General features: G+C 38.9%; 26 protein-coding genes and 1 pseudogene. 16 read left to right on the top strand and 11 right to left on the bottom strand.

What is annotated here, in order from left to right; genetic code table 11:
• A partial coding sequence (locus H6F45_RS04420; protein ID WP_190346558.1) for a helix-turn-helix domain-containing protein occupies positions 1-267 on the bottom strand: 267 nt, incomplete at its 3' end.
• 404 nt (positions 268-671) lie between these two features.
• Here H6F45_RS04420 and H6F45_RS04415 point away from each other — a divergent pair.
• Complete coding sequence (locus H6F45_RS04415) at positions 672-1,088, top strand: photosystem I reaction center subunit II PsaD (RefSeq protein ID WP_096570464.1); 417 nt, start codon at positions 672-674, stop codon at positions 1,086-1,088.
• On the opposite strand, the gene H6F45_RS04410 is transcribed toward H6F45_RS04415, so the two are convergent.
• Positions 1,031-1,171, bottom strand: coding sequence for a hypothetical protein (locus H6F45_RS04410; RefSeq protein WP_190346556.1), 141 nt, complete (start codon positions 1,169-1,171; stop codon positions 1,031-1,033). The genes H6F45_RS04415 and H6F45_RS04410 overlap by 58 nt on opposite strands.
• A gap of 60 nt (positions 1,172-1,231) precedes the next feature.
• Here H6F45_RS04410 and trpE point away from each other — a divergent pair, with 60 nt between their 5' ends.
• Both trpE and H6F45_RS04400 read left to right on the top strand, forming a co-directional pair.
• A complete protein-coding gene (gene trpE, locus H6F45_RS04405) occupies positions 1,232-2,743 on the top strand; it encodes an anthranilate synthase component I (protein WP_137666521.1) in 1,512 nt (503 codons plus the stop codon).
• A 53-nt stretch (positions 2,744-2,796) separates the two neighbouring features.
• Positions 2,797-3,693 (top strand): Rpn family recombination-promoting nuclease/putative transposase, encoded by an 897-nt coding sequence (locus tag H6F45_RS04400; RefSeq protein WP_190346554.1) that lies wholly within the window; start codon positions 2,797-2,799, stop codon positions 3,691-3,693.
• A 91-nt stretch (positions 3,694-3,784) separates the two neighbouring features.
• Here H6F45_RS04400 and H6F45_RS04395 read toward each other — a convergent pair whose 3' ends face one another.
• The 3 genes from H6F45_RS04395 to H6F45_RS04385 form a co-directional block, all read right to left on the bottom strand.
• On the bottom strand, positions 3,785-4,147 hold the full coding sequence (locus H6F45_RS04395; RefSeq protein ID WP_096570458.1) for a 2TM domain-containing protein: 363 nt from the start codon (positions 4,145-4,147) through the stop codon (positions 3,785-3,787).
• A gap of 143 nt (positions 4,148-4,290) precedes the next feature.
• On the bottom strand, positions 4,291-4,560 hold the full coding sequence (locus H6F45_RS04390) for a hypothetical protein (RefSeq protein ID WP_190346569.1): 270 nt from the start codon (positions 4,558-4,560) through the stop codon (positions 4,291-4,293).
• The gene (locus H6F45_RS04385; RefSeq protein ID WP_190346552.1) at positions 4,553-5,209 is read right to left on the bottom strand and encodes a DUF488 domain-containing protein; all 657 of its coding nucleotides are present in this window, start codon (positions 5,207-5,209) and stop codon (positions 4,553-4,555) included. Before H6F45_RS04385 ends, H6F45_RS04390 begins: the two co-directional genes overlap by 8 nt.
• A gap of 242 nt (positions 5,210-5,451) precedes the next feature.
• Here H6F45_RS04385 and H6F45_RS04380 point away from each other — a divergent pair, with 242 nt between their 5' ends.
• A complete protein-coding gene (locus tag H6F45_RS04380) occupies positions 5,452-6,081 on the top strand; it encodes a retropepsin-like domain-containing protein (protein WP_137666517.1) in 630 nt (209 codons plus the stop codon).
• Positions 6,082-6,333: 252 nt separating this feature from the next.
• On the opposite strand, the gene H6F45_RS04375 is transcribed toward H6F45_RS04380, so the two are convergent.
• Together H6F45_RS04375 and H6F45_RS26350 are read right to left on the bottom strand one after the other, a co-directional pair.
• On the bottom strand, positions 6,334-6,564 hold the full coding sequence (locus H6F45_RS04375) for a type II toxin-antitoxin system HicB family antitoxin (RefSeq protein WP_137666516.1): 231 nt from the start codon (positions 6,562-6,564) through the stop codon (positions 6,334-6,336).
• Positions 6,561-6,800 (bottom strand): annotated as a pseudogene (locus tag H6F45_RS26350) (type II toxin-antitoxin system HicA family toxin). Before H6F45_RS26350 ends, H6F45_RS04375 begins: the two are co-directional and overlap by 4 nt.
• A 124-nt stretch (positions 6,801-6,924) precedes the next feature.
• Between H6F45_RS26350 and H6F45_RS04370 the strand changes: the two are divergent.
• Positions 6,925-7,194 (top strand): hypothetical protein, encoded by a 270-nt coding sequence (locus tag H6F45_RS04370; RefSeq protein ID WP_190346550.1) that lies wholly within the window; start codon positions 6,925-6,927, stop codon positions 7,192-7,194.
• 152 nt (positions 7,195-7,346) lie between these two features.
• Here H6F45_RS04370 and H6F45_RS04365 read toward each other — a convergent pair whose 3' ends face one another.
• The 3 genes from H6F45_RS04365 to H6F45_RS04355 all read right to left on the bottom strand — a co-directional run bounded on the left by H6F45_RS04365 (position 7,347) and on the right by H6F45_RS04355 (position 9,815).
• Entirely contained in the window at positions 7,347-7,697 is a 351-nt protein-coding gene (locus H6F45_RS04365) for a DUF1257 domain-containing protein (RefSeq protein ID WP_048868763.1), read from the bottom strand.
• Between the two features lie 159 nt (positions 7,698-7,856).
• On the bottom strand, positions 7,857-9,368 hold the full coding sequence (locus tag H6F45_RS04360) for an AAA family ATPase (RefSeq protein ID WP_096570447.1): 1,512 nt from the start codon (positions 9,366-9,368) through the stop codon (positions 7,857-7,859).
• Between the two features lie 99 nt (positions 9,369-9,467).
• Positions 9,468-9,815, bottom strand: coding sequence for a hypothetical protein (locus H6F45_RS04355; RefSeq protein ID WP_096570445.1), 348 nt, complete (start codon positions 9,813-9,815; stop codon positions 9,468-9,470).
• A 305-nt stretch (positions 9,816-10,120) separates the two neighbouring features.
• Between H6F45_RS04355 and H6F45_RS04350 the strand changes: the two genes are divergently transcribed.
• The 3 genes from H6F45_RS04350 (at position 10,121) to H6F45_RS04340 (ending at position 13,308) form a co-directional block, all read left to right on the top strand.
• The gene (locus H6F45_RS04350) at positions 10,121-10,627 is read left to right on the top strand and encodes a hypothetical protein (RefSeq protein WP_096570443.1); all 507 of its coding nucleotides are present in this window, start codon (positions 10,121-10,123) and stop codon (positions 10,625-10,627) included.
• A 149-nt stretch (positions 10,628-10,776) separates the two neighbouring features.
• Positions 10,777-11,928, top strand: a complete 1,152-nt coding sequence (locus H6F45_RS04345) for an NAD-dependent epimerase/dehydratase family protein (RefSeq protein ID WP_096570441.1) — start codon at positions 10,777-10,779, stop codon at positions 11,926-11,928.
• Between the two features lie 243 nt (positions 11,929-12,171).
• A complete protein-coding gene (locus H6F45_RS04340; RefSeq protein WP_096570439.1) occupies positions 12,172-13,308 on the top strand; it encodes a glycosyltransferase family 1 protein in 1,137 nt (378 codons plus the stop codon).
• Between the two features lie 314 nt (positions 13,309-13,622).
• Here the strand turns inward: H6F45_RS04340 and H6F45_RS04335 are convergent, their stop codons facing one another.
• Positions 13,623-13,895, bottom strand: coding sequence for a hypothetical protein (locus H6F45_RS04335; protein ID WP_187041193.1), 273 nt, complete (start codon positions 13,893-13,895; stop codon positions 13,623-13,625).
• A 1,259-nt stretch (positions 13,896-15,154) separates the two neighbouring features.
• Between H6F45_RS04335 and purC the strand changes: the two genes are divergently transcribed.
• The 8 genes from purC (at position 15,155) to H6F45_RS04295 (ending at position 24,845) form a co-directional block, all read left to right on the top strand.
• Positions 15,155-15,892 carry a phosphoribosylaminoimidazolesuccinocarboxamide synthase gene (gene purC / locus H6F45_RS04330; RefSeq protein WP_137665956.1) on the top strand — a complete coding sequence of 246 codons (738 nt, stop codon included), beginning with the start codon at positions 15,155-15,157 and terminating at the stop codon, positions 15,890-15,892.
• A 102-nt stretch (positions 15,893-15,994) separates the two neighbouring features.
• Positions 15,995-18,376, top strand: coding sequence for a BamA/TamA family outer membrane protein (locus H6F45_RS04325; protein WP_190346549.1), 2,382 nt, complete (start codon positions 15,995-15,997; stop codon positions 18,374-18,376).
• A 137-nt stretch (positions 18,377-18,513) separates the two neighbouring features.
• Positions 18,514-19,362: a UDP-3-O-acyl-N-acetylglucosamine deacetylase gene (gene lpxC, locus H6F45_RS04320; RefSeq protein WP_096570433.1), complete on the top strand. Its 849-nt coding sequence runs from the start codon at positions 18,514-18,516 to the stop codon at positions 19,360-19,362.
• Positions 19,363-19,451: 89 nt separating this feature from the next.
• On the top strand, positions 19,452-19,967 hold the full coding sequence (gene fabZ / locus H6F45_RS04315) for a 3-hydroxyacyl-ACP dehydratase FabZ (RefSeq protein ID WP_096570431.1): 516 nt from the start codon (positions 19,452-19,454) through the stop codon (positions 19,965-19,967).
• A 346-nt stretch (positions 19,968-20,313) separates the two neighbouring features.
• Positions 20,314-21,129, top strand: a complete 816-nt coding sequence (lpxA, locus tag H6F45_RS04310) for an acyl-ACP--UDP-N-acetylglucosamine O-acyltransferase (RefSeq protein ID WP_190346547.1) — start codon at positions 20,314-20,316, stop codon at positions 21,127-21,129.
• Positions 21,130-21,445: 316 nt separating this feature from the next.
• Positions 21,446-22,600, top strand: coding sequence for a lipid-A-disaccharide synthase (lpxB, locus tag H6F45_RS04305; RefSeq protein ID WP_190346545.1), 1,155 nt, complete (start codon positions 21,446-21,448; stop codon positions 22,598-22,600).
• Positions 22,601-22,732: 132 nt separating this feature from the next.
• On the top strand, positions 22,733-24,016 hold the full coding sequence (locus H6F45_RS04300; RefSeq protein ID WP_190346568.1) for a DNA (cytosine-5-)-methyltransferase: 1,284 nt from the start codon (positions 22,733-22,735) through the stop codon (positions 24,014-24,016).
• Positions 24,017-24,056: 40 nt separating this feature from the next.
• A complete protein-coding gene (locus H6F45_RS04295) occupies positions 24,057-24,845 on the top strand; it encodes an endonuclease (protein ID WP_137665960.1) in 789 nt (262 codons plus the stop codon).
• The last annotated feature ends 2 nt before the right edge of the window (positions 24,846-24,847 follow it).

The following is a 24,847-nucleotide window of genomic DNA, read 5'->3' as shown; positions in this document are numbered from 1 at the left end:
ATATCTTAATGCGTATTGAGGGGCGCATTTAGACATTTCATAATACCAAGGATGGGTAGATTTAATGGCTGCTACTAACCATTTGTGTAAATCTATGGCTGTGGGAAATTTGATTTTTTCTTCTGGTTGCAGTTTGTTATGTAATAATACCTGTTGACACAGTGCTAACCCTTGATTCCAAGCGTGTCTGGCTACTCCTGCGTGTTGCGCTAGTAGTAGTCGTTGTTGCTTGTTAACTTTGAGTTGGGTTTTGAATCCTAGTAGCATACAGTGATTTTACTGTAATTCTGTCACAAAGCCAAAAGATGACAGGAAATTTTCAGTAAATGTGAGTATTTGTTAGTATTGGTTAAGAAAACAGTAACTAGCTACTAACCTCCATTTTTAGTTTCGCTGTTACAGCAGGGTTTCAATAGTTTTGATTTTTTGTGACAATATTCTGTTAAATTGTCAAATAATTTGTCCGCGTTGCCAAACTACCTAGACCACAGCGACAAAAATTGCATCAATCAGATCGGGTGATGGGGAGGAAAAGATTTTTCCCAGTCCCCAGTCTCCAATCACCAATCACCCATTTCCTAAAAACTGTTACAGTCTATAACGCGATCGCAACATAAGGTGGGTTACGGTGTTAGTATGCCCTAAAAACGTTGAGAGAAAACCTTAACCTTATGGCAACTCTAACTGGACAAACTCCCCTCTTCGGCGGTAGCACTGGCGGTCTACTTAAAAAAGCAGAAGTAGAAGAAAAGTACGCTATCACCTGGACAAGCCCCAAAGAGCAGGTTTTTGAAATGCCTACTGGTGGCGCTGCTACAATGCTAAAAGGCGAAAACTTGCTTTATTTGGCTCGCAAGGAGTATGGTATCGCTTTAGGCGCTCAACTCCGCAAATTCAAAATCACTGACTACAAAATTTACCGGATTCTCCCCAGCGGTGAAACCACTTTCATTCACCCTGCTGATGGTGTCTTCCCTGAAAAGGTAAATGCTGGTCGTCAAATGGTGCGCCACGTACCCCGCAGAATTGGTCAAAACCCCAGTCCTGCACAACTCAAGTTCAGTGGTAAAGCTACCCACGACGCATAAGGTCTAGTTACTAGGGACTGGGGACTGGGGACTGGGGACTGGGAATTGTAGATAATGATAAATGCTGATAATTTATCATTCATCTTCTATAATCATCCTCACACCCAATCACCAATCCCCAATCCCTAATCACCAGATTATTTATGATTTTCCCCGACTTCCAACAATTTACAAAACTCGCTCAACAAGGTAATTTTGTTCCTGTCTATCAAGAATGGGTAGCTGACTTGGATACCCCTGTTTCTGCTTGGTACAAGGTTTGTGCAAGTCAACCTTACAGCTTTTTGCTGGAGTCGGTGGAAGGTGGTGAAAAAGTAGGAAGATATAGTTTATTGGGTTGTAACCCGCTTTGGATTTTAGAAGCAAGGGGAGATCAAACTACCCAAACCTATAGAGATGGTTCACAGAAAGTTTTCACAGGTGATCCGTTTAATGTGTTAGCGGAATGTTTAGCACCTTATCACCCAGTAAAATTACCACAGCTACCTTCAGGAATTGGCGGTTTATTTGGGTTTTGGGGCTATGAGTTAATCAATTGGATTGAACCCCGTGTACCAATTCATGCCCAAGATGAGCGTAATCTTCCTGATGGGTTATGGATGCAAGTAGATCATTTATTGATATTTGATCAGGTAAAACGCAAAATTTGGGCGATCGCCTACGCAGATTTAAGGAATAATGAAAACTTAGAAATTGCTTATCAAAAAGCGTGCGATCGCATTCAAGAAATGGTAAGCAAATTATCCTTACCCATATCACCAGAAAATACTAAATTACCTTGGACATCTCCCCAAAATAAACCCAAAGCTGGAATAGAAGAATACACCAGCAATTTCACTAAAAAAGAATTTTGCGCGAGTGTAGAAAAAGCGAAAGAATATATTAAAGCTGGCGATATTTTCCAAGTTGTGATTTCTCAAAGATTATCCACAGAATATAAAGGTGATCCTTTCGCTCTATATCGGTCTTTACGCCAAATTAACCCTTCACCTTACATGGCGTTTTTTAACTTCCAAGACTGGCAAATTATCGGTTCTAGTCCTGAAGTGATGGTGAAAGCAGAACGAGATGAAGAAGGAGGAATTATTGCCACAGTTAGACCAATAGCAGGAACAAGACCAAGAGGAAAAACCACAAAAGAAGATGAAGCTTTAGCAGCAGATTTATTACAAGATCCTAAAGAAGTTGCTGAACATATCATGTTAGTAGATTTAGGAAGAAATGATTTAGGAAGAGTGTGTGAAAATGGCACAGTTAAAGTAGATGAATTAATGGTAATTGAACTTTATTCTCATGTCATGCACATTGTGAGTAATGTAGTAGGTAAATTAGCAGAAAATAAGACAGCATGGGATTTATTAAAAGCGTGTTTTCCTGCGGGAACAGTAAGCGGTGCGCCGAAAATTCGCGCAATGGAAATAATTAACGAACTAGAACCAACCCGCAGAGGAGTATATTCTGGGGTGTATGGATATTATGACTTTGAAGGACAATTAAATAGTGCGATCGCTATCCGCACAATGGTATTAAATAATCAAACTGTTACTGTCCAAGCAGGTGCAGGTTTAGTAGCAGACTCCGAACCAGAAAAAGAATATGAGGAGACATTAAATAAAGCCAGAGGTTTATTAGAAGCAATTAGATGTTTGCGATAAGTTCTGCTAGTTAAAAAATGCTGGTTAAAAATCAGAGAAAACTACAATAAAAAATGCACACAGACACAATCTTCTACCAAATATTCCTGACATTTCACACCCTATTATTTGAAATACTGGGTGAACCAACAGAAAATGCCAAAGATTATCAATTCACCTCTGTAGAAGTGAAAGAAAAAGCATTTAGATTTGATGGGATTTTTATGACAGATAATGTAGAAAAACCCATCTATTTTGTGGAAGTGCAATTTCAACCAAAACCAGACTTTTACTGGGAATTAATAGCAGAAATAAACATTTATCTCAATCAATTTAAACCTGTACAAGATTGGCAAGCAATAGCTTTATTTGCAAAACGGAGTTTAGACGTAGGAGAACTGACAGCTTATCAACAAGAATTTATTAACAGTGGGAGAATTAAAAGAATTTATTTAGATGAATTACCACCAGGTTCAATAGGAATGGGGTTAATTGAGTTAATTGTCAGTAAAGAAGCACAAGCACCAGAATTAGTGAAAAACCTCATGGACAGAACCAAAACAGAAATTGTGGATGACAACAAAAAACAAAGTATTATAGAATTGTTAGAGACTGTTTTATTGTCAAAGTTTTCACAATTAAGCCGTCAGGAGATAGAAGCAATGTTTTTAGTGAGTGACATTAAGCAAACAAGAGTATATCAAGAAGCAAAGCAAGAAGGTAAACAAGAAGGTAGACAGGAGGGTAGACAGGAAGGTAGACAGGAAGGTAGACAGGAAGGTAGAAAAGATGAAGCAATCAACTTACTATTAAGGATGTTATCTAAGCGGTTTGGAAAGTTGAGTGATAGTTATATTCAAAATCTCAATATTTTGAATATAGAACAATTGGAAAAACTAGGAGAATCATTATTAGATTTTAAAGACATTAATGATTTGGAAATGTGGTTACAGTCTGAGATCAGTCAGTAATAAATAAACAGATCCCCGATTTCTGTCATCAATTTATGATTTATAGACATGATAGTGAAAGAAGTCGGGGATCTAAAACTTACTCTAAACCCTACTTTTTATAAGCATTCATCCAATGCAGTAACAAACCTAAACCCCAACCCAAAAGCGGGAAAATAGCCCAAAAATAACCAGAACCAGTGAACAAGTTTAACAAAATCAAAAACCCGTTAACAATCAAAAAAACCATGAAATGTGATTTAAACTCTTGCTGTTTTTGATGATTAGACATTGCTTCTTTTTTCACTTCTACTTGTTTTTTTAACCATTCATTTTCCGCAGCAATGAGAGATTCCGAAGAAACCCCTAATTCTGAAGCAATTTCTATTATTTGTTCTCGCGTAAATTCTCCCTGTTGTTTGCGTTTAAAAGCAACTTCTAAAATTTGCTGCATTTCCTCTGAATTGTAAGTCATTATCAATACCTAATCTGGTAAAAAATACTTTTGACATTTACATCTGAAGCGGTAGAAATACAACCTTAAAAAATATTTGACCTTGTTGTTAAAAACAATTTCGCTAAATATTCTATCTTTTACATATTAGTTATTACAGTATTTTAAAAGACAATATTATCAAAGTTTAAGAAAACGAACCGCAGAGACGCAGAGAACGCAGAGAAATTTTGGACGTTGAAGTTATTTTTAAAACTGTTAAAATATTGTAAATCTTGCTTTTTTGCAAATCCCGCAAGTTGGGAAACATTGTTTAATCTGGTATCAATCACTCGTTTAACACCAGATTTTATCAAAGTCTCAAAAAATTGTTCTGCTTTCTTTTGAGTAAACCCAATCGTAAATAAATTAACTTCTTGATTTTGCTTATTCATGATCATCCTTATTTTCTGTATACGCGACTTTTTCACCTTGTAATTGATATGCTTTTTCTACTAACTCTGCACGGTTAAACTGTTTTTCAATAGTTTGGTTAGACCGCATATCAAACAGAGAAAGTTGTTTAGCAGAACTTTGATTTTCTGGTAATAAATCATATAAAGTATGGAGTTTTAAAACTCGATTTTCTAAATCTTTATTAGATTCTAAATCTCCATTTTTAAGAATATGATAAATATTCAAACCTGCATTTTTTAAATGAGGAGAAATCAAAATTGCCCGATGACAAACAATGGGATCTTGTTCTGCACACATTAAACTAATTTGGAATTTTTGCGAACCTTGAATCAAACGATTTAAACCTAATTTAAACGCTTCCGTCGCAGCAATTAAATCATATCTGGCCATTCCATCTACATAACAACTTCTATCACTAGGACGCGCACCTAAATTATCACCCAAAGGAACATAAGCAATATTGACAGTTTTCAATGCTGCTTTTAAATTTGATTGATTAAACTGAGGAAACCTGCGACTATAGGGACTAGAACGCACATCAGCTAAAGCGGTAACATCGTGTTTTTGTAATAGTTCAATAAAAGATTCTATGGTGTGGTTGGAATGTCCAATAGTAAAGGTTTTCATAGAGGTTTTATTAAAATCCTGAAAAATGATTATATCATTTATATTACCCAAATATCCCAAAATATTTGTAAAAACATCTGCGTTAAATTACCATCAGAGAAATTACTTAACTAATAATACCAATCAGAATTTTCACCAGGTTTGAGCATACGACGGGAACTCATAATCTAACTTTGGGAAGAGATGATACTGATTGAACAATCATAATTGTATAATAAAAGAAGTACAGTATATTCATAAATATGAACACAACACCCTCCCCCAGTGAAAGAGATGAAATTCTTAAACGGTTAAACAAAAACCGTCATCAATTATTGGATTTATATAAAAATCAATATGTTGCTTATAATTCTAATGGGATAATCGCACATAGCGAAAATTTACAAGAAGTTTTAGAATTAGCTAAAGCTACAAAACAGAATTTTTTAATTTATTTAGTTCCTCATCACACCGCATCTGTACAAATTTTACCAATTCGTTTCCGAACTGTTGCGCGTCATGATTGGCAACCCAATTATAGTGTTAAATTAAAACATGGAAATATAGAATTTTCTGCAATAATGTTAGTAGATTCTGGTGCTGAATTGAGCTTAATTTCTTTGAAAGTAGGTCAAGATTTAGGTTATGCTTTAGCTGATTCAGAATCAACTTTGTTAGCAGAAACTATTGGTGGTAGGGTTGAGTATGTTTTACGTAATGTAGAAATGACAATTGATGGATATAATTTGATTGCTCCTGTAGCATGGTTACAAAGTAATACGGGTGGAGAACAATTATTATTAGGTCGAGAAGTTGTATTTGATAAGTTTAATATTGAATTTAGACAAGCTGAGGAGAAAATTATTTTCTCATGGTGTGAAAACTTGCATTGATAACATCCAATTTCTTGGGTTTCCTTACGTTAACCTAACCTACTACTACGGGTCATAATTTGTCTGAATCAGGATATCCCGGATTTAAGGATTTACAGGATTCAGACAATTACATCTTGAAATTACTTCAATCAGTGAAAAACCACGCTTAGACATCATGGAAGCAGCAAGTCAACAAGTAATTGCTAACGGAATCACACCAGAAATTTTAGAATCAATTCTCAATGATGAAAACTAACCGTATAGTATATTTTAAGCAACCTGTAATGGTTTTTTAGGCAGCATTTTCGGTTCTGGTAATACTTTATTTTCTTCCTTCAACATCTCCACAAAAATCTCAATTACTTCCTGACCATTTCTAGCAGCTTCCTCATAAGTTCTACCATGTGTATGAAACTCTTGCCAGGGAAACTCAGGTAAGTGAACTAAAAAAAGTTGATCTTCCTCTGACCATTGAATTACCATACTGTAGTGATAGTTCATTCTTCACTTTCCTTATTTTCTAAGTTTTCCAATTCTTTAAGCTTTTTCAGCACCCGTTGAATATTTCTCTCTAAATATAGCGGCGCATCATCCCCATCTTTCCCTGGTATAGTTAAAGGTTATTCAGGTAATAACGGATGTTTCCAATAAGTATGACTTCCTTTACCTCTACCCGGTTGAAGGACATACCCAACTTTTACAACCATTGCTTTCAATTCTCTGATCTTCTTCGGCATTTCCTTTTAGCACCCTGAGTTATATTTTATTATATCCATGTCAAAAATTGATCAGCAATTTTCAATTATTGTTCTACAAATACAATCATAAAACTTATAATATGATCATTCCCTAATTAAGTCTATGACCACCATCAAAGAACAACTAATTGCAGCCATAGAAAACACTCCAGAACCGATACTGGAACAAACCCTAGACTATCTCGAATATCTCAAAACCAAAACAAATACCTCCACCATCAAATCAACTAATATTTCTGTAGAAGATGGAGAACCAATATTACGCGGATCTAAAGCCAAAGATTTGCTCAAATTTGCTGGAACTTGGCAAGGTGACGACTTCGAGAAATGTCTTCAGCTTGTTTACGATACCCGATCTGAAACTGAATTTTAATGTATCTTCTAGACTGGGTTTAAAATGCGTTCTTATCCTATACATCCTCAAATCCTGGACATCCTGATTCAGACAAATAAAGACAAAAAAAAGCGGGCTAACCGCTAATGCTTGGTTAACCCGTTCAGCTTTGGGAACGCGCAGAGAAATTATTATTGCAACACCAACTTAACGTTAGCGTTTTGCAGGCCGCGCTGTTTTACTTCAGCCAAAGTTTTGTTAACGGCGTATTTTTGGTTAATGGAGTTGATCAACTCGGTTTGGTTGTGCTTCTTAGCAACGCCCCACAAATCAGCGATTAAATCAAAAGAACCATCGCTATTGCGAGACCAACCTAAATCGTACTCGCCTTCCAATACAGCAACGATGTCGGAACGAACACGCTGACCGTTATAACCACGAACATCAGCTTCAGTCTTTACGCTAATACCTAAGTCGCGCAAAGAAGATTTGAGGATTTCGGCATCGGTGATTTTGGTACGCAGAGTGCTAAAGTGAGACATTTGGGTTTCCTCCAATGAGAAGATTGATGAGAAAAACGACAACGGTTTCTTTTTCAGCGAAGCCGCATTAATTTGGGATTAATTGGGAAGCGGCTTTTTTTTCGTAACCTGTTAGCCTTGTGAGCTAACCTTTCCCCTCTGGCATACAGAGGAAAGCTTTTAAAACTCCATGCGCTGATATTCAGCAACGGAGGCTGCGGCGGGTCTAGCACGCTGTCTGGCCCAGTCTCTTAAAGCTGTGACCTGTTCTTGCATCGTTCGTGACAGCGGCAAAGTTGACTTCAATGCAGCAATAATATCTAATTGGGTGAACTCCCGATCCTGGGCAAAAGCTTCATACATCGCCGCAACGATCGCCTGTTCAATTTCTGCCCCTGAAAAACCGTCTGACATTTTTGCTAGTTGTTCTAAATCAAATCTAGCAATATCTTCCCTTCTTTTAGTCAGGTGAATGTTGAAGATATCCTGACGTTCTTCTGGTGTGGGCAGATCCACAAAGAAAATTTCATCAAAGCGACCTTTTCTTAAAAACTCACCCGGTAAACGTTCTACCCGGTTCGCAGTCGCCATTACAAATACTGGAGATTTCTTTTCCTGCATCCAGGTCAAGAAAGAGCCAAAAATTCTACTTGATGTCCCCCCATCAGAATCACCAGAACCTGCACTACCCGCAAAAGATTTATCCAACTCGTCGATAAACAGAATCGTTGGGGAAATTGATTCTGCTGTTTTCAGGGCATTTCGCAGATTTGCTTCACTTCGACCCACCATTGAGCCATCGTAAACTCGCCCCATATCTAAACGCAAGATTGGTAAACCCCACAAACGGGAGGTAGTCTTGGCTATCAGTGACTTTCCACAACCAGGAACACCTAAAATTAACATCCCTTTCGGTTGCGGCAAACCATACTCTCTAGCTCTTTCTGTGAAAGCGTTGGAGCGTTGTTTGAGCCACTTTTTCAACTCCTCTAAACCGCCTACAGCTTCAATAGTTTCATCTTCTTCGATGTACTCTAAAATACCGTTACGGCGTATGAGTTGTTTCTTTTCTGATAAAACTATATCAACTTCATCTTCCGTCAACCGCCCCGTTGTTACCTGAGCCTTACGATATACTTTCTCAGTTTCATCTTTAGTTAGACCTAAAGCTGCTCTCAGCAGTTTTTCTCTAGCCTCGGTAGTCAACCGTCGTCCACGATGCTGCTCTTGATGTTGAGTTAAAACTTTATTCAACTCAGACATATCCGGCAGTTGGAAGTCAATAACAACAACTTCTTTTTCTAGTTCTATTGGTACTTGTTGCACTGGAGACATCAAAATGATGTTCTTTTGCATTCCCTTAAAACTAGCGATCGCATCCCGAAGCGATCTAGTTGTTGCCGGAGCATCAATAAAAGGATGTAAATCTTTAAGAATAAATATACCGGGTTCTTTCTGTCTAATGATCCACTCAATCGCCGCCTCTGGAGAAACGGTATTGTGTTGAGTTGTACTCCGGGGTTGACCGTATTCCACAATGCCGTGAGTTACTGTCCAAACATAAACTCGACGTTGAGGCTTTAACAATTGAGAAATTGTGTAGATTGCTTGCTCTGCCCGTTCTTCCTCGGAGGTCACAAGGTAGATTAAAGGGTATTGAGCTTGAATGAGTATGTTTAGCTCTTCTTTCATATCTATCGACCTACTTGAGACCTTATAGAGACAGTACAATCATCGCCGTTGGTCAGAACAACCAAATCTATTATTAATTCATCCATTCATAATTCCTAACTAGCAAGGGACTAATTCTTCCTCACCCTTGGGATGGGTTTCATCTTCTTCCATCTCCTCAATGGATAGATGTTCTTGACCAATTAGTCCTGGCTGATTACCCAAAGCTACTAATTCCCCGTTACGTAAAACAAGTGAACTTTCACAAGCGGGACAGGAATAAACCCTGTGAGTTCTGCCGTAAGAAGACTCTTCCAATTCTTCAACCAATTCTGAGTTAGTCAGGTAGAAACTGAGCGCTCGTTCCGCTAGGTCTGACATCGGTTCTGAGTCAACAGCAGAACGAATTTTTAATCTTCTGTGCAATTCCGGCGATAAATATAACGTAACCTTCTGCTTAGTTTGCATACGACTTTCTAGTGGTCTTACCCGGGTATGTATCTTACGTTATCGGTTCTTTTATTTCTTGTCAACCCATTCAGACGTTTTGATGGCATTTTTGTAATATTTCTTAATAATAGGGGGCAGGAGGCAGGAGGCAGGATAATAAGAATAAATTTCTTGCCTGTTCCCTGTTCCCTGAAAATAGTAATTTATATAACAATAAACCTAAGAAATAAAACGGTGTAAAAAGAGAGTCTATTTAGCCGAATGTATGAGAATAAAGTCTAATCAGACTTGAGCTAAAGTCAATAGGGGTAAAGGGTGTGATTATGTCTACTGCTGCCGTCGAAACTTGTAATTTGAGGCGAGTCATCGGTTTACTAGTCTCCAGTGTTGGCACGGCTATACTTTGTGGGGGTTGCAGTGCTAATGGCTTTTGGACATCTGAACAGAAGTGGGAAACATACCAAAATCCCCGTTATGGGTTTGAGTTTCCCTATCCGAGTAACTGGACTGCCATTACATCAGACAACAACGATGGAGTAATATTTGTTTCATCACAAAGCCAAGATACAAAAATTCGCGCTTGGGCGAGTAATGATTTACCAAAGTTACAAAACCCAGAAACATCAAAACAGATAGACCAAAACTTTAAAACGGATCAGGGTATATCTGGGGTGCTAGTGGTAGAAGTTGGTCAACAAGTCAGTTCAATGAAACTAACTATCAATCAAGAACAAGTCAACTATCACTGGCAAGGACAAACGAGTAGTAAAGAGTTTAAAGATTACTACCGCTTGTTTTACTACATTGCCAAACAGTACAAAATTAAGTGATTGGTGATTGGTGATTGGTGATTGGGAAAAATAAAATTGATTACCCAGTCCCCAGTCCCCAGCCCCCAGTCCCCTTAATCAAGAATTAATGAACTAGAGGGGACAGAAACCTGGTAGATTTAGCTATCAGCGAGTAAAAACTGGTAAAGATGAAAGTCCTGGTTATTGGTGGCGATGGGTATTGCGGTTGGGCAACCGCACTTTACCTTTCTAATCGAGGTTATGAAGTTGGAATTCTAGACAGTTTGGTGCGTCGGCACTGGGACAATGAACTCGGTGTTGAGACTCTAACCCCAATTGCACCAATTCAACAACGTCTCCAACGATGGAAAGATTTGACTGGTAAATCTATCGACCTATTTATCGGCGATATTACCAATTACAGTTTTCTGCACAAAGCTTTGCATCAATTTCAGCCAGATGCCATAGTGCATTTTGGTGAACAGCGTTCAGCGCCATTTTCTATGATTGACCGTGAACACGCGGTACTCACTCAGGTAAATAACGTCGTGGGTACGCTGAACCTGCTGTACATCATGCGGGAAGATTTCCCAGATTGTCATTTGGTGAAATTGGGAACTATGGGTGAATATGGAACACCCAATATTGATATCGAAGAAGGCTATATCACCATTGAACACAACGGACGTAAGGATACATTGCCCTATCCTAAACAGCCCGGTTCAATGTATCACCTGAGCAAAGTTCACGATAGCCATAATATCCACTTTGCTTGTCGGATTTGGGGTTTACGAGCCACTGATCTGAATCAAGGTATTGTTTATGGCGTTCTGACCGAAGAAACTGGTATGGACGAACTTTTGATCAACCGCCTTGATTATGATGGTGTGTTTGGTACTGCACTTAACCGTTTCTGTATTCAAGCTGCAATAGGTCATCCTTTGACTGTTTACGGTAAAGGTGGACAAACTCGCGGTTTCTTGGATATTCGGGATACAGTGCGTTGTATTGAACTGGCGATCGCCAACCCAGCCCAACCCGGAGAATTTCGCGTATTTAACCAATTCACTGAATTATTCAGCGTTGGTGACTTAGCGTTAATGGTGAAAAAAGCCGGTAACGCAATGGGGCTAAATGTGGAAATCAATAACATTGACAACCCCAGAATTGAAAAAGAAGAACATTACTTCAACGCTAAAAACACCAAATTGCTGGATTTAGGCTTGCAACCTCATTATCTCTCTGATTCTCTACTTGATTCACTGTTAAACTTTGCGGTCAAGTATCAGAAACGAGTTGATAATAATCAAATTCTGCCTAAAGTCACTTGGCACAGATAATTAGGTGACAGGTTACAGGTGACAGGTGACAGAGAGCAGGGGAAGCTGGGGAAGTAAGGGAAGCTGGGGGAGAAAATTAAAAGACAAAAGTTACAATTTTCATTTCTCCTGCCCCCTGCCTCCTGCCCCCTGCCTCCTGCCCCCTGCCTCCTGCCCCCTGCCTCCTGCCCCCTGCCTCCTGCCCCCTGCCTCCTGCCCCCTGCCTCCTGCCCCCTGCCTCCTGACTCCTTGATCTCCTTTCTTATGAAAATTGCCCTATTCACTGAAACTTTTTTACCCAAGGTTGATGGTATTGTCACCCGTCTTCGTCACACCGTTGATCATCTGCAACGGGACGGAAATCAAGTTATGGTATTTTGCCCAGAAGGTGGCATCACAGAACACAAAGGAGCGAAAGTTTACGGTGTGACGGGGTTTCCACTGCCTTTGTATCCAGAGTTAAAATTAGCACTGCCTCGTCCTGCTATCGGTCACGCTTTAGAACAGTTTCAGCCGGATATTATTCATGTTGTTAATCCCGCCGTTCTGGGATTATCAGGTATTTTTTATAGTAAGGTTCTGAAAATTCCCCTGGTGGCTTCTTACCATACCCACTTACCTCAATATCTGCAACATTACGGTTTGGGAATGTTAGAAGGTTTACTTTGGGAATTACTCAAAGGCGCTCATAATCAAGCTGCATTAAATTTGTGTACCTCCACAGCAATGGTCGAGGAATTGGCAGCACATGGCATAGAAAGATTAGATTTGTGGCAACGAGGAGTAGATACAGAATTATTTCATCCTGATTTAGCAAGTGTGGAAATGCGATCGCACTTATCCCAAGGTCATCCAAAAAGCCCCTTATTGTTGTATGTAGGTCGTCTTTCGGCAGAAAAGGAAATTGAACGCATTAAACCGATTTTAGAAGCCATTCCTGATGCTCGTTTAGCCTTGGTTGGAGATGGACCAAACCGACAAAATTTAGAGAAACATTTTGCTGGTACAAATACCCATTTTGTTGGTTATCTGATGGGTAAAGAATTAGGTTCTGCCTTTGCTAGTGCAGATGTGTTTATTTTTCCTTCTCGGACAGAGACACTAGGATTAGTATTATTAGAAGCAATGGCCGCCGGATGTCCAGTAGTAGCAGCCCGTTCTGGTGGTATTCCTGATATTGTGACAGATGGTGTAAATGGTTATCTTTTTGACCCTAAAGCGGACATTCAAGAGGCAATTGATGTTACTATAAAGTTGTTACAACAACAACATGAAATAAATATTATCCGTGAAAATGCTCGTCAGGAAGCAGAAAAATGGGGATGGTCTGCTGCTACACGACAATTACAAGATTATTACAAAAAGGTGATAGGTGATGCAATTTTGGATTTTGGATTTTAGATTTTAGATGAAAAAATTTGGTACAAGCCTCGTCCTTCAGGACGGAAACAATCGTAGTTCCCCTATCCAACTCTTGAAACTGTCACCTGTCACCTGTCACCTAGCCTTCACAGATAACTTTTTCAGCAAACCCTATCTATCCACCTGGAACGTGCCTACAATTACCAAAAAACACCACCTCCAAATTCTTGGGATGGTGTTTGGACAATGGTTACAAAGTAGGGAATGGTGACTGGTGACTGGGAAGATGGGGAGAAAATTCTTTACCTGTTCTCTGTTCCCTATTCACTGTTCACTGTTCCCTTCTTTCCCTATCAACTATCATCAGCATCGTTATTTTGAAAGGGTTCTTCACCTATCCTAAGTTGTTTTTTTGATCGTTTTAATTGTTTCCACAAAGCCTTGATTTGTTCGTAAGCTTCCTCTGGTGGAAGTTTACCACCTGTTTCTAAGTTACAAATATAACTAACTCGCTGGGCAAATTCCTGTAAATTTGCGTTGAAAACTAAGTTTTCAGGCTGGACATGACCGTAGTAGCGACCACGAGGATAGAGAAAATCATCTTTGCTCACTATATTTTTCTCCATGTATTGAATTCTCCTCCTGATTTTCTTGTTTATAGTAAAACCACTAGTACAACACGGCGTAAATAAAGCTACTATTTAAAATAGGCAAAAACCTACCCCATCAGCTTTTGGACTTTTGAATGCGTGATTTCCGCAAAGCGGTAATAGGCAATCTTATTTCTAATTTATTAAGTCAGGAGAACGCTTAAGATTAAACCGTGATTATGGAAAAGTGTTGCAGCGATTGGTCAATTTCAACTTTGACAAAATAATCAAGTTGTAAGTTATTAAGCATCAGGCTGTCAAAAAAAGTTTATGTCAAAGTGACCAAAGCCATTCACGAGCGAACACCCGTTCTATATCTTTATATATCTTTTGTAAAGATTAATTGCAATCTCTTGGATGAATGTTTTACTACTTCTCCTATTTTTCTCAATTATTTCATCTTATTCCTAATTTGCAAAAAATGGGTTTTAATTAAATTCAACAAACTAAATTAGCTGATAAAGAATTAATATATATTTTTCTATAATTTTTAAAGAATTTGTTCACAAAAAATTACAAAAATTTTAAAAAAAACATAAAACTTTTATGCAGAGTTGACCAGTTTAACATCTAAATTAGGGGAATAGGGGGGTAGGGTCATTTTTTGACACTCTCCTGCCTAAAGGCGAGGAGATTCTTGGTTCAACGAGTCCACTTAGATTAGATCCCTTGCGGTGTCTAACAAGCGAGGTGGTTCTCTCCCCAAGCGTTAACTTAGGGAATGCCCTTCCCTAGTTGGATTACTCCAAATTTTGTTTGAGTTTAAATTCTGTGTCGTGTTTCGACTGCGCTCAACACAAGTCTAGCACCTGTAAATTTTTTACCTACTTCCAGGAGGCACTAGAACTACGAAGTAGAACCCGATAGATTTAGTTGTCAAGGTACAGATTGCCGTTAGGCAGTTAGGTTTTTATACAGGTTGATTACCGTTCCTGTGAGAATGATTATAGCACAGGTGACTGAGGCGTAAACGCCTCCTTATGCTTTCATCCCTTGCCTCAAGGACGGTTAAGTTTTTCCGCTACCCTCCAAAACTCAACCTCAAGGGTTTTCAGCCCATTTTCTTATAAGTTATAGGTTATGGGTTACCAGTTACATCACGTTGCGAGTGAATGAAGTACACATATTCATGTTATAAATCTTGCGGTATGGACAGGAAAGCCAGCCCTTGTGTAGCGTTCGGCTGATAAAATGGTTAAGCTGGAAACCATTGCCCTGCAAATGTATCTACCACCATGTCTGTTAATACCAAACTATACGAAGGCAAAGCCAAAATTCTCTACACCACAGACGAGCCTGAAGTCTTGTTGGCTGATTTTAAAGATGATGCAACTGCGTTTAATGCTCAAAAGCGGGGTAGCATCCAGGGAAAAGGTAGCATAAACTGCACCATTTCCAGCAAGTTGTTTGAACAGTTGGCAGCGCATGGCATCAAGACACATTATATTGATTGTCCAGCGCCCAATCAAATGCTGGTGAAAGCAGTTAAGATTGTGCCATTGGAAGTTGTGGTCAGAAATATAGCTGCTGGTAGTCTTTGTCAACAAACAGGATTGCCACTAGGTACAATTCTGGAACAGCCTTTGGTAGATTTTTATTACAAAGATGACCAATTGGGAGATCCTCTCCTCACACGCGATCGCTTACTGCTCCTGCAATTAGCAACTGAGGAACAAGTTGACAGTATTGCCCATCTGGCATTACAAATCAATGACTTTCTCAAAAGCTTTTGGCAAAAGTGCGGCATAACCCTAGTAGATTTTAAACTCGAATTTGGTTTGGACTCACAACAGCAGTTGTTGTTGGCCGATGAAATAAGTCCTGATACCTGTCGTTTATGGGATATGACAGAAAATGATCCTAACCGTCGAGTAATGGATAAAGATCGGTTTCGTAGGGATTTAGGAAATGTAGAAAATGCCTACCAGGAGGTTTTACAAAGGGTATTACAAGTAGTAGAGAGCAAAAATTAACTGTGTGTACATAGTCATTTTTCTGATATGACTAATGACTAATGACCAGTGACTCATGACGAATGACGAATGACTTAATTGTGTGTGGTAGTGAAGAGGAATATGAGTAAAAAGCATTTATCTCCTGTATTTCTGGCAGTTGTAGCCATCGCTGTCCCTGTTGACAACTCACTCAGTGCGACTGCACAAACTCCTGATAAAACCCAGCAAGTAACAGAGGTTGCCACGGTAGAAACCAACCAGCCACTACCACAGGAAACTGGTCAAAATGATGTTAGCGCAAATCAAGAAACTCCCGTCTTGGCAAAGGCAGTAGTTATAAAACCCGAATCTGACTCATCGACACCTGCTGTCAAAGTCTCACCAACAGCTAACTCAGCATCAATAGCAACACCAGAAGTAATCATAACAACGGCAACAACACCCTCAAAAACGGCTCAAATTCTCAAAGCTGCATCATCTCGCAACTCAGAACAGAAAGCAAAATCAGAAGTAATTATATCAACGGCAACAACACCAGCAAAAACAGCACAAGTTCTAGAGCCAGAAGTAAATCCTGATACCAATTCTACCCAGGAAAATGCCGAGCCACCCACAGCACAACCGACTTTCCCTAGTAATTCAGAAACAACGGAACCCCGTGTACTAGTGTCAGAAGTAGCAGTAACATCACCAGATGGAGCAATCTCACCAGAACTAGAAAACCAAGTTTACCGAGTGATTCGTACCCAACCAGGACAAACAACCACCCGTTCCCAATTACAAGAAGATATTAATGCTATATTTGCCACAGGTTTCTTCTCTAACGTGCGAGCCGTACCAGAAGATACACCTGTGGGTGTAAGGGTGAGTTTCGTGGTTGATCCTAATCCTGTCCTGAGTAAAGTAGAAGTCGAAGCTAACCCTGGAACTGATGTTCCTTCTGTACTCCCAACTAACACAGTAGATAAAATCTTCAGTGAACAGTATGGTAGAATCCTCAACTTGCGTGACTTGCAAGAAGGAATTAAACAGTTAACCAAAGAGTATCAAGACAGAGGTTATGTACTGGCCAACCTCATTGGAGCGCCAAAAGTCTCAGAAACCGGAGTTGTCACCCTACAAGTAGCAGAAGGGGTAGTAGAAGATGTCAAAGTTCGCTTCCGTAATAAAGAAGGACAGGAAGTAGACGAAAAAGGAGAACCCATTCGGGGACGCACAAAAGAATATGTAATTAAACGGGAATTAGAATTAAAGTCTGGTCAAGTATTTAACCGTAATACAGTCCAAAAAGACTTACAAAGAGTATTTGGGCTGGGATTGTTTGAAGATGTGAATGTGTCCCTTGACCCTGGCACAGACCCCAGTAAAGTTGATGTAGTGGTGAATGTAGCTGAACGCAGCAGTGGTTCAATAGCTGCTGGTGCTGGTATTAGTTCTGCCAGTGGATTATTTGGTACAATTAGCTATCAACAGCAAAACCTGGGAGGTAGAAACCAGAAACTAGGGGCAGAAGTGCAGCTAGGTGAAAGAGAACTGCTGTTTGATCTGCGGTTGACAGATCCGTGGATTGCGGGTGATCCTTACCGCACTTCTTATACAGCTAATATTTTCCGTCGTCGTTCAATTTCTCTGATTTTTGAAGGTAAGGATGACAACATTGAAACCTATAACCCCAATAATCCCACTAATACAAATGATCAAGATCGTCCCCGGATTACCCGTTTAGGTGGTGGCGTTTCTTTTACTCGTCCTCTTTCTCCTAATCCTTATGAAAAGTCAGAGTGGGTGGCTTCAGCTGGGTTGCAGTATCAACGAGTTTCTAGCCGTGATGCTGATGGTAATGTGAAAAGAGAAGGGGCAAGATTTAATGATAATGGTCAACCAATTAGCGATAGGATTCCCCTAACCCAATCGGGAACAGGTGAAGACGATTTACTACTATTACAACTGGGCGCACAACGCGATCGCCGTAATAATCCCTTACAACCTACCAACGGTTCTTATCTCCGTGTCGGAGTTGATCAATCTGTACCCATAGGCTCAGGTAATATTTTCCTGACCAGAGTTAGGGGTAACTACAGCCAATATTTGCCTGTGAACTTTTTGAGTTTTGGCAAAGGTCCACAAACTCTGGCGTTTAACCTTCAAGGTGGTACAATTCTCGGAGACTTACCCCCCTACGAAGCTTTTACCCTTGGCGGTAGTAATTCTGTGCGTGGTTACGATGAAGGTAGATTAGCCACTGGACGTAGTTATGTACAAGCATCTGTTGAATATCGTTTTCCTGTCTTCTCTGTAGTCAGTGGCGCACTATTTTTTGATTATGGTAGTGATTTGGGAAGTAGTACCAGAGCAGCAGAAATTCTTAACAAAAATGGTAGCGGCTACGGTTATGGTTTAGGTGTGCGTGTACAGTCTCCACTTGGACCTATTCGCATAGATTATGGTTTAAGTGATGATGGTGATAGCCGCATCAACTTTGGGATTGGGGAAAGGTTTTAAGAGGTGACTGGTGACTGGTGACTGGGGATAAATATTTACCTCCTGACTCCTGACTCCTGACTTCTACTTTCAGGGTGTTTACTACATACAGAACAAATGAGTAACAAAAAGCAAAATCATATATTGGTTTTTAGGCTATGCACCAACACACATTAGCTGGGGAAATTATCCACAAAGGTGTGGGACTGCATAGCGGTGTAAATACCAGGGTGCGGATACTACCAGGAGAACCGGGAAGCGATCGCTATTTTGTGCGGGTGGATTTGCCCAATTCGCCGATAATTCCTGCTAAAATTGCAACAGTTAATCAAACTGTTCTCTCGACTCAGTTGGGGACAGATGAGATTTATGTTCGCACGGTAGAGCATTTGTTAGCGTCTTTGTCCGCTATGGGTGTGGATAATGCGCGGATTGAAATTGATGGACCAGAAGTACCGCTGTTAGATGGTTCTGCTCAAATTTGGACTGATAGTATTGCTGCTGTGGGTTTGGTATCACAGTCTGTTGGTGATGAATCAGCGCCTATAGTTATCAAAGAACCTATTTCGGTTCATCAAGGTGATACTTTTGTCTGCGCTTTTCCCGCACCAGAAACCCGTTTTAGCTATGGGATTGATTTTGATGTACCTGCAATTGGTAATCAATGGTACAGTTTCTCATTATCTAGTAATCTAGAAAATACGGAAAATTCCTTTGTGACAGAAATTGCACCGGCTCGTACTTTTGGGTTATTACATCAAATTGAATATCTGCAAAAATCAGGATTGATCAAAGGTGGCAGCTTGGATAATGCTCTTGTTTGTGGTGCTGATGGTTGGCTAAATCCACCGTTAAGATTTGCAAATGAGCCAGTACGTCATAAAATCTTGGATTTAGTGGGAGATATTAGCTTATTAGGTAAATTTCCTGTTGCTCACTTCTTGGCTTACAAAGCTAGTCACAATCTCCATATTCAGTTGGCAAAGAAGATTTTAGAATTTTGCTGAGGAATTTGGCTAAAAATTAACTAAAATTTAAGATTGTACGCTATTTTCTAGCCTACTTAATTTCCAGATTCTTATAAAATATAGTACCAATGTCAACTCTCACCCAAGCTAATTCTACTCAAGTGACTACATCTGAAGGAGAACATCAGGAAACCAATACACCGGCAATTAAAACAACCTTCACGGTGGAAGAGATTCAGCAACTGCTACCGCACCGTTATCCTTTTTTGCTTGTCGATAAAATTATTGACTATGTTCCTGGAAAATTGGCTGTGGGTGTAAAAAACGTTACCTTTAATGAACCTCAGTTCCAAGGTCATTTCCCCGGACGCTCATTGATGCCTGGTGTACTCATTGTAGAAGCGATGGCGCAGGTTGGAGGGGTTATTATGACCCAAATGCCTGATATACCAAAAGGACTGTTTGTGTTTGTGGGTATTGATAAAGTCCGTTTCCGTCGCCAAGTCGTACCTGGTGATCAGTTAATTATGACAGTGGAACTGTTGTCTATTAAGCAGCGTCGTTTTGGTAAAATGCAAGGACGAGCCGAAGTTGATGGACAACTGGCTGCTGAAGGGGAGCTAATGTTTTCTTTGGTTAGCTAAGTTTAGCTAAGTTTAGCTACAACTAGGCTGAATTTGGCTTTTTAGATTTGGGGCATAGCCGTAAACTGCCCTAAGTCAATTATAAGTAAGAATAACTGTAAACACGAAAAATCACAAGCGTATTTACTGTTGGCTGGACTTTGATCAGACAATTTTGGATTTAAGGTTTAAGATTTGTTTCAATAATAAATTTAGGTACTTGTACCCTTTTGTTATTTTTAGATAGCTATCTTCAATCCAAAATCTAAAATCTAAAATCCAAAATTCGTTATCCTCACACATAACACACATAACTTATTTTGCCCGACACTTTTTTTTCAATGAACTCAGTTCTGGAGAGTCACCCTTGAAGACACTTATTCATCCAACTGCTGTAATACATCCTGATGCGGAACTCCACTCAACGGTGCAAGTCGGTGCTTATGCTGTGATTGGAGCGAATGTCAAAGTCGGACCGGAAACTGTAATTGGCGCTCATGCAGTTTTAGATGGTCTTTGTGAAATCGGGGCGGGAAATCATATTTTTCCCGGTGCTGTTATTGGTATGGAACCCCAGGATCTCAAGTATGTGGGAGAACCTACTTGGGTAAAAATTGGTGATAATAATGCTATTCGTGAGTATGTAACTATTAACCGCGCTACTGGCCGGGGTGAGGCGACGATCATCGGTAACGGGAATTTACTGATGGCTTATGTTCATGTTGGACATAATTGCGTGATTGAGGACTCGGTGGTTATTGCTAATTCTGTGGCTTTAGCGGGTCATGTTCACATCGAGTCAAGAGCCAGATTAAGCGGGGTTTTAGGTGTTCATCAGTTTGTACATATCGGTGGTATGTCTATGATTGGTGGGATGACTCGCATTGATCGAGATGTTCCTCCTTATATGTTGGTTGAGGGCAATCCATCACGGGTGCGATCGCTCAATTTGGTGGGGTTAAAACGCTCAGGAATGCCCGCTAAAGATTTCCAATTGCTGAAAAAAGCTTTTCGCATTCTCTACCGTTCTGATTTGCTGTTTAAAGAGGCTTTGGCAGAGTTGGAATTGTTGGGAGATACCGCACAGTTGCAACATCTCCGCCGTTTTCTGCTATTGTCGCAAATGCCAGGAAGACGCGGTTTAATTCCTGGAAAGGGAAAGAGTCCCGCGAGTGATGAATGATGAATCATATCTAGAACAGAAGTCACTCGATTTTGGATTGAAGATTTTGGATTTTGGATTGACGTTAGCGAAGCGTACACAGCGCAGCGAGTATTTCTCCGTTTTGAAGGACTCAGACCTGTATCAAATTTTTTAATCTAAAATCTAAAATCTAAAATCTAAAATTCCCAGTCAGGAGTCAGGAGTCAGAATATTTGGTAAAACAGTAGATTATAATTGGGATGATTTTTGGCTTAACCTGGAAAAGCTAATTGCTTATAAATCTAAAATCTAAAATCTAAACTCTAAAATCTAAACTCTAAAATCTAAAATTCAAATGCGGATATTTATCAGCACTGGGGAAGTTTCTGGCGATTTACAAGGGGCGTTATTAATTACGGCGCTACAAAATCAAGCTCAAGCTTTGGGGTTAAATTTAGACATTGTGGCCTTGGGTGGTGAGAAGATGGCCGCAGCAGGGGCGACAATTTTAGGGGATACTAGCGGTATTGGTTCGATGGGTATAATTGAAGCTTTGCCGTATTTTATTCCTACTATTCAGGTACAAAAAAGGGCGATCGCCTATTTACAAAAAAATCCCCCTGATATCATAGTTTTGATTGATTATATGACTCCTAATATCGGGATTGGTAGTTATATGAATGAACATTTTCCCGATGTTCCTGTGGTGTATTACATTGCGCCTCAAGAATGGGTGTGGTCGATGAGTTTGGAGAGAACTAAAAAAATTGTTAGTTTTACAGATAAACTATTAGCAATTTTCCCAGAAGAAGCTCGTTATTATCAAGAAAAAGGGGCTAAAGTTAATTGGGTGGGTCATCCTTTAGTTGATAAAATGGCTAATGCACCGAGTCGGGAAACTGCACGGGAGATGTTAGGAATTAAAGAGGGAGAAATAGCGATCGCTCTTTTACCTGCTTCTCGTAGCCAAGAATTAAAATATTTATTACCTGTCATTTTTCAAGCTGCTCAAAATATTCAATCTAAGTTACCAACAGCGCGGTTTTTTATTCCTTTATCTTTGGAAAAATTTAGAGATAAAATTGAAAAATCTATTCAAAATTATGGTTTAAAAGCAACAATATTATCTGGTAAACAACAGGAAATTTTTGCTGCTGTAGATTTGGCAATTACTAAATCTGGAACAGCAAATTTAGAGTTAGCTTTAGCTAATGTTCCCCAGGTAGTAGTTTACAGTCTTAGTCCTTTTACTGCTTGGGTTGCGCGGAAAATTCTTAAAGGTTCAATTCCCTTTGCTTCACCTGTAAATTTAGTTGTGATGCGGGAAATTGTTCCAGAATTTTTACAGGAACAAGCAACCGCAGAGAATATTACTCAAGCAGGAATGGAATTATTATTAAATAGTGAAAAGCGGGAAAAAACCTTATTAGATTATCAAGAAATGCGGCAATGTTTAGGAAAATTGGGAGTGTGCGATCGCGCTGCTAAGGAAATTTTAGAAATGCGGTGATTGGTAATTGATAATTGGTAATTGGTAATTGGTGATAATATATATTTTATTGTTACCTATCCCCTATTTCCTATTCCCTGCATCCACAGAAAATTTATAATATAAATCACATCGGAACACTATAACTAATAAATAATGAAAAACAGACCCATAGCAGTTGATTTATTTGCAGGTGCAGGAGGGATGACCCTTGGTTTTGAACAAGCTGGTTTTGATGTCCTTGCTGCTGTAGAATTAGATCCTATTCATTGTGCAATTCATCAATTTAATTTTCCTTTTTGGAAGGTGTTATGTAAAAGTGTAGAAGATACCACAGGATTAGAAATTAGAAATAGTAGCGAAATTGAAAATCAAGAAATTGATGTTGTTTTTGGTGGTCCACCGTGTCAAGGGTTTTCATTAATTGGTAAACGGTCTTTTGATGACCCCAGAAATTCTTTAGTGTTTCATTTTATTAGGTTGGTTTTAGAATTACAACCTAAATATTTTGTCATGGAAAATGTTAAAGGAATGACAGTAGGTAAACACAAAAAATTTATTGCCGAAATTATTGATACTTTTGAAAATAACGGTTATAAAGTAAATCATAATTATCAAGTTTTAAATGCTGCTAATTATGGAGTACCGCAAAATCGAGAAAGATTGTTTTTACTAGGTTGTCGTCGAGATTTAGAATTACCAAATTATCCTGATAAAATCACCCATCCAGCTAAATTAAATACTAACTCAAAAAAAGCTGTTAAACTACCTGCAACCCCTACGGTGTGGGAAGCATTACAAGATTTACCAACAATTGAAAATTACCCAGAATTATTACAACAAGATTGGGTTTTAGCTGAATTTGGTAAACCCAGTAAATACGGAAAAAAAATGCGTAATCTGTGCATTGCTAATAATAATTATTCCTACTCCCGTAAATTTGATCATCACATTTTAACATCGAGTTTAAGAACAAAACATAGTCCTGCATCTGAAGAAAGATTTGCGTCAACTCCTCATGGTAAAAATGAACCAATTAGCCGTTTTTATAAACTCGATCCTGATGGTTTATGTAATACATTAAGAGCAGGAACAGCTAGTAATAAAGGTGCTTTTACCTCTCCTCGTCCTATACATCCATTTACACCAAGATGTATCACTGTTAGGGAAGCTGCGCGTTTACACTCCTTTCCTGACTGGTTTAGATTTCATCCGACAAAATGGCATGGTTTTAGACAAATTGGTAATTCTGTTCCTCCACTTTTAGCGCAAGCGGTAGCAGCGGAAATTATTAAGGTTTTGAATGTGGAAGTTGAACAACCTACAAGTGTTAAAATTTTAGATGAACTTAGTTTATTAACACTTGATATGTCAGATGCAGCTAAATATTTTGGAGTGAACCCTCATGTTATAGAACCTAGAACAAGAAAAAAATGATTATCACTCAACGATGTTTTTTTACCAAGGAATAAGTACCATGAAAGAAGGTTTATATAACTCGGTTATTATCGGAATTTTCCAACGTTATTACACAAGTGGATTGGAATATTTTGAATTTAATCGGAATGAACTACCTGAAATTGCTCAAGAGTTAGGTATTCAATCAGCTAAAAATTTAGGAGATATTCTCTATTCTTTTAGATTTAGAAAACCACTACCTAAAGTAATTACAGATACTGCTCCCGAAGGGTTAGAATGGATTATTGAATTAAATGGTACTGGTAACTATTGCTTTCGACTGGTAAAGATTAATCGGATTATTCCCAATCAAAATTTAATACCAATTAAAATACCGGATGCAACACCTGAAATTATTAATCAATATATGTCAGGTGATGAACAAGCTCTTTTAACTAAAATCCGATATAATCGTTTAATAGATATATTTCTGAGCATTACAGCATACTCTTTACAAAATCACCTCAGAACTAATGTTAAGGGTATTGGACAAATAGAAATAGATGAGGTTTATGTTGGTGTGAATAACAATGGTATGCAGTTTATCATACCTGTTCAAGCAAAAGCAGGAAGTGATCAACTTTCTGTGGTACAAACCAAACAAGATATTAGTTATTGTTTTGATAAATTCTCTAGCTTAGTTTGTCGTTCGATATCAGCACAATTTATGAACAATGGACTTATTACTATGTTTGAACTTTCAATATATGAAGGTGAAGTAAAAATAGTCCAGGAGAAGCATTATAAACTTGTCCCAGCAGATCAAATTACAGAAAATGATTTGCAAAATTATAGGAATTTTACATAATT

The organism is Sphaerospermopsis sp. FACHB-1194 (assembly GCF_014696235.1).
GTDB lineage: Bacteria > Cyanobacteriota > Cyanobacteriia > Cyanobacteriales > Nostocaceae > Sphaerospermopsis > Sphaerospermopsis kisseleviana.
Note: the sequence above shows the minus strand (reverse complement) of the source record. Positions and strands in the feature narration are given on the sequence as shown.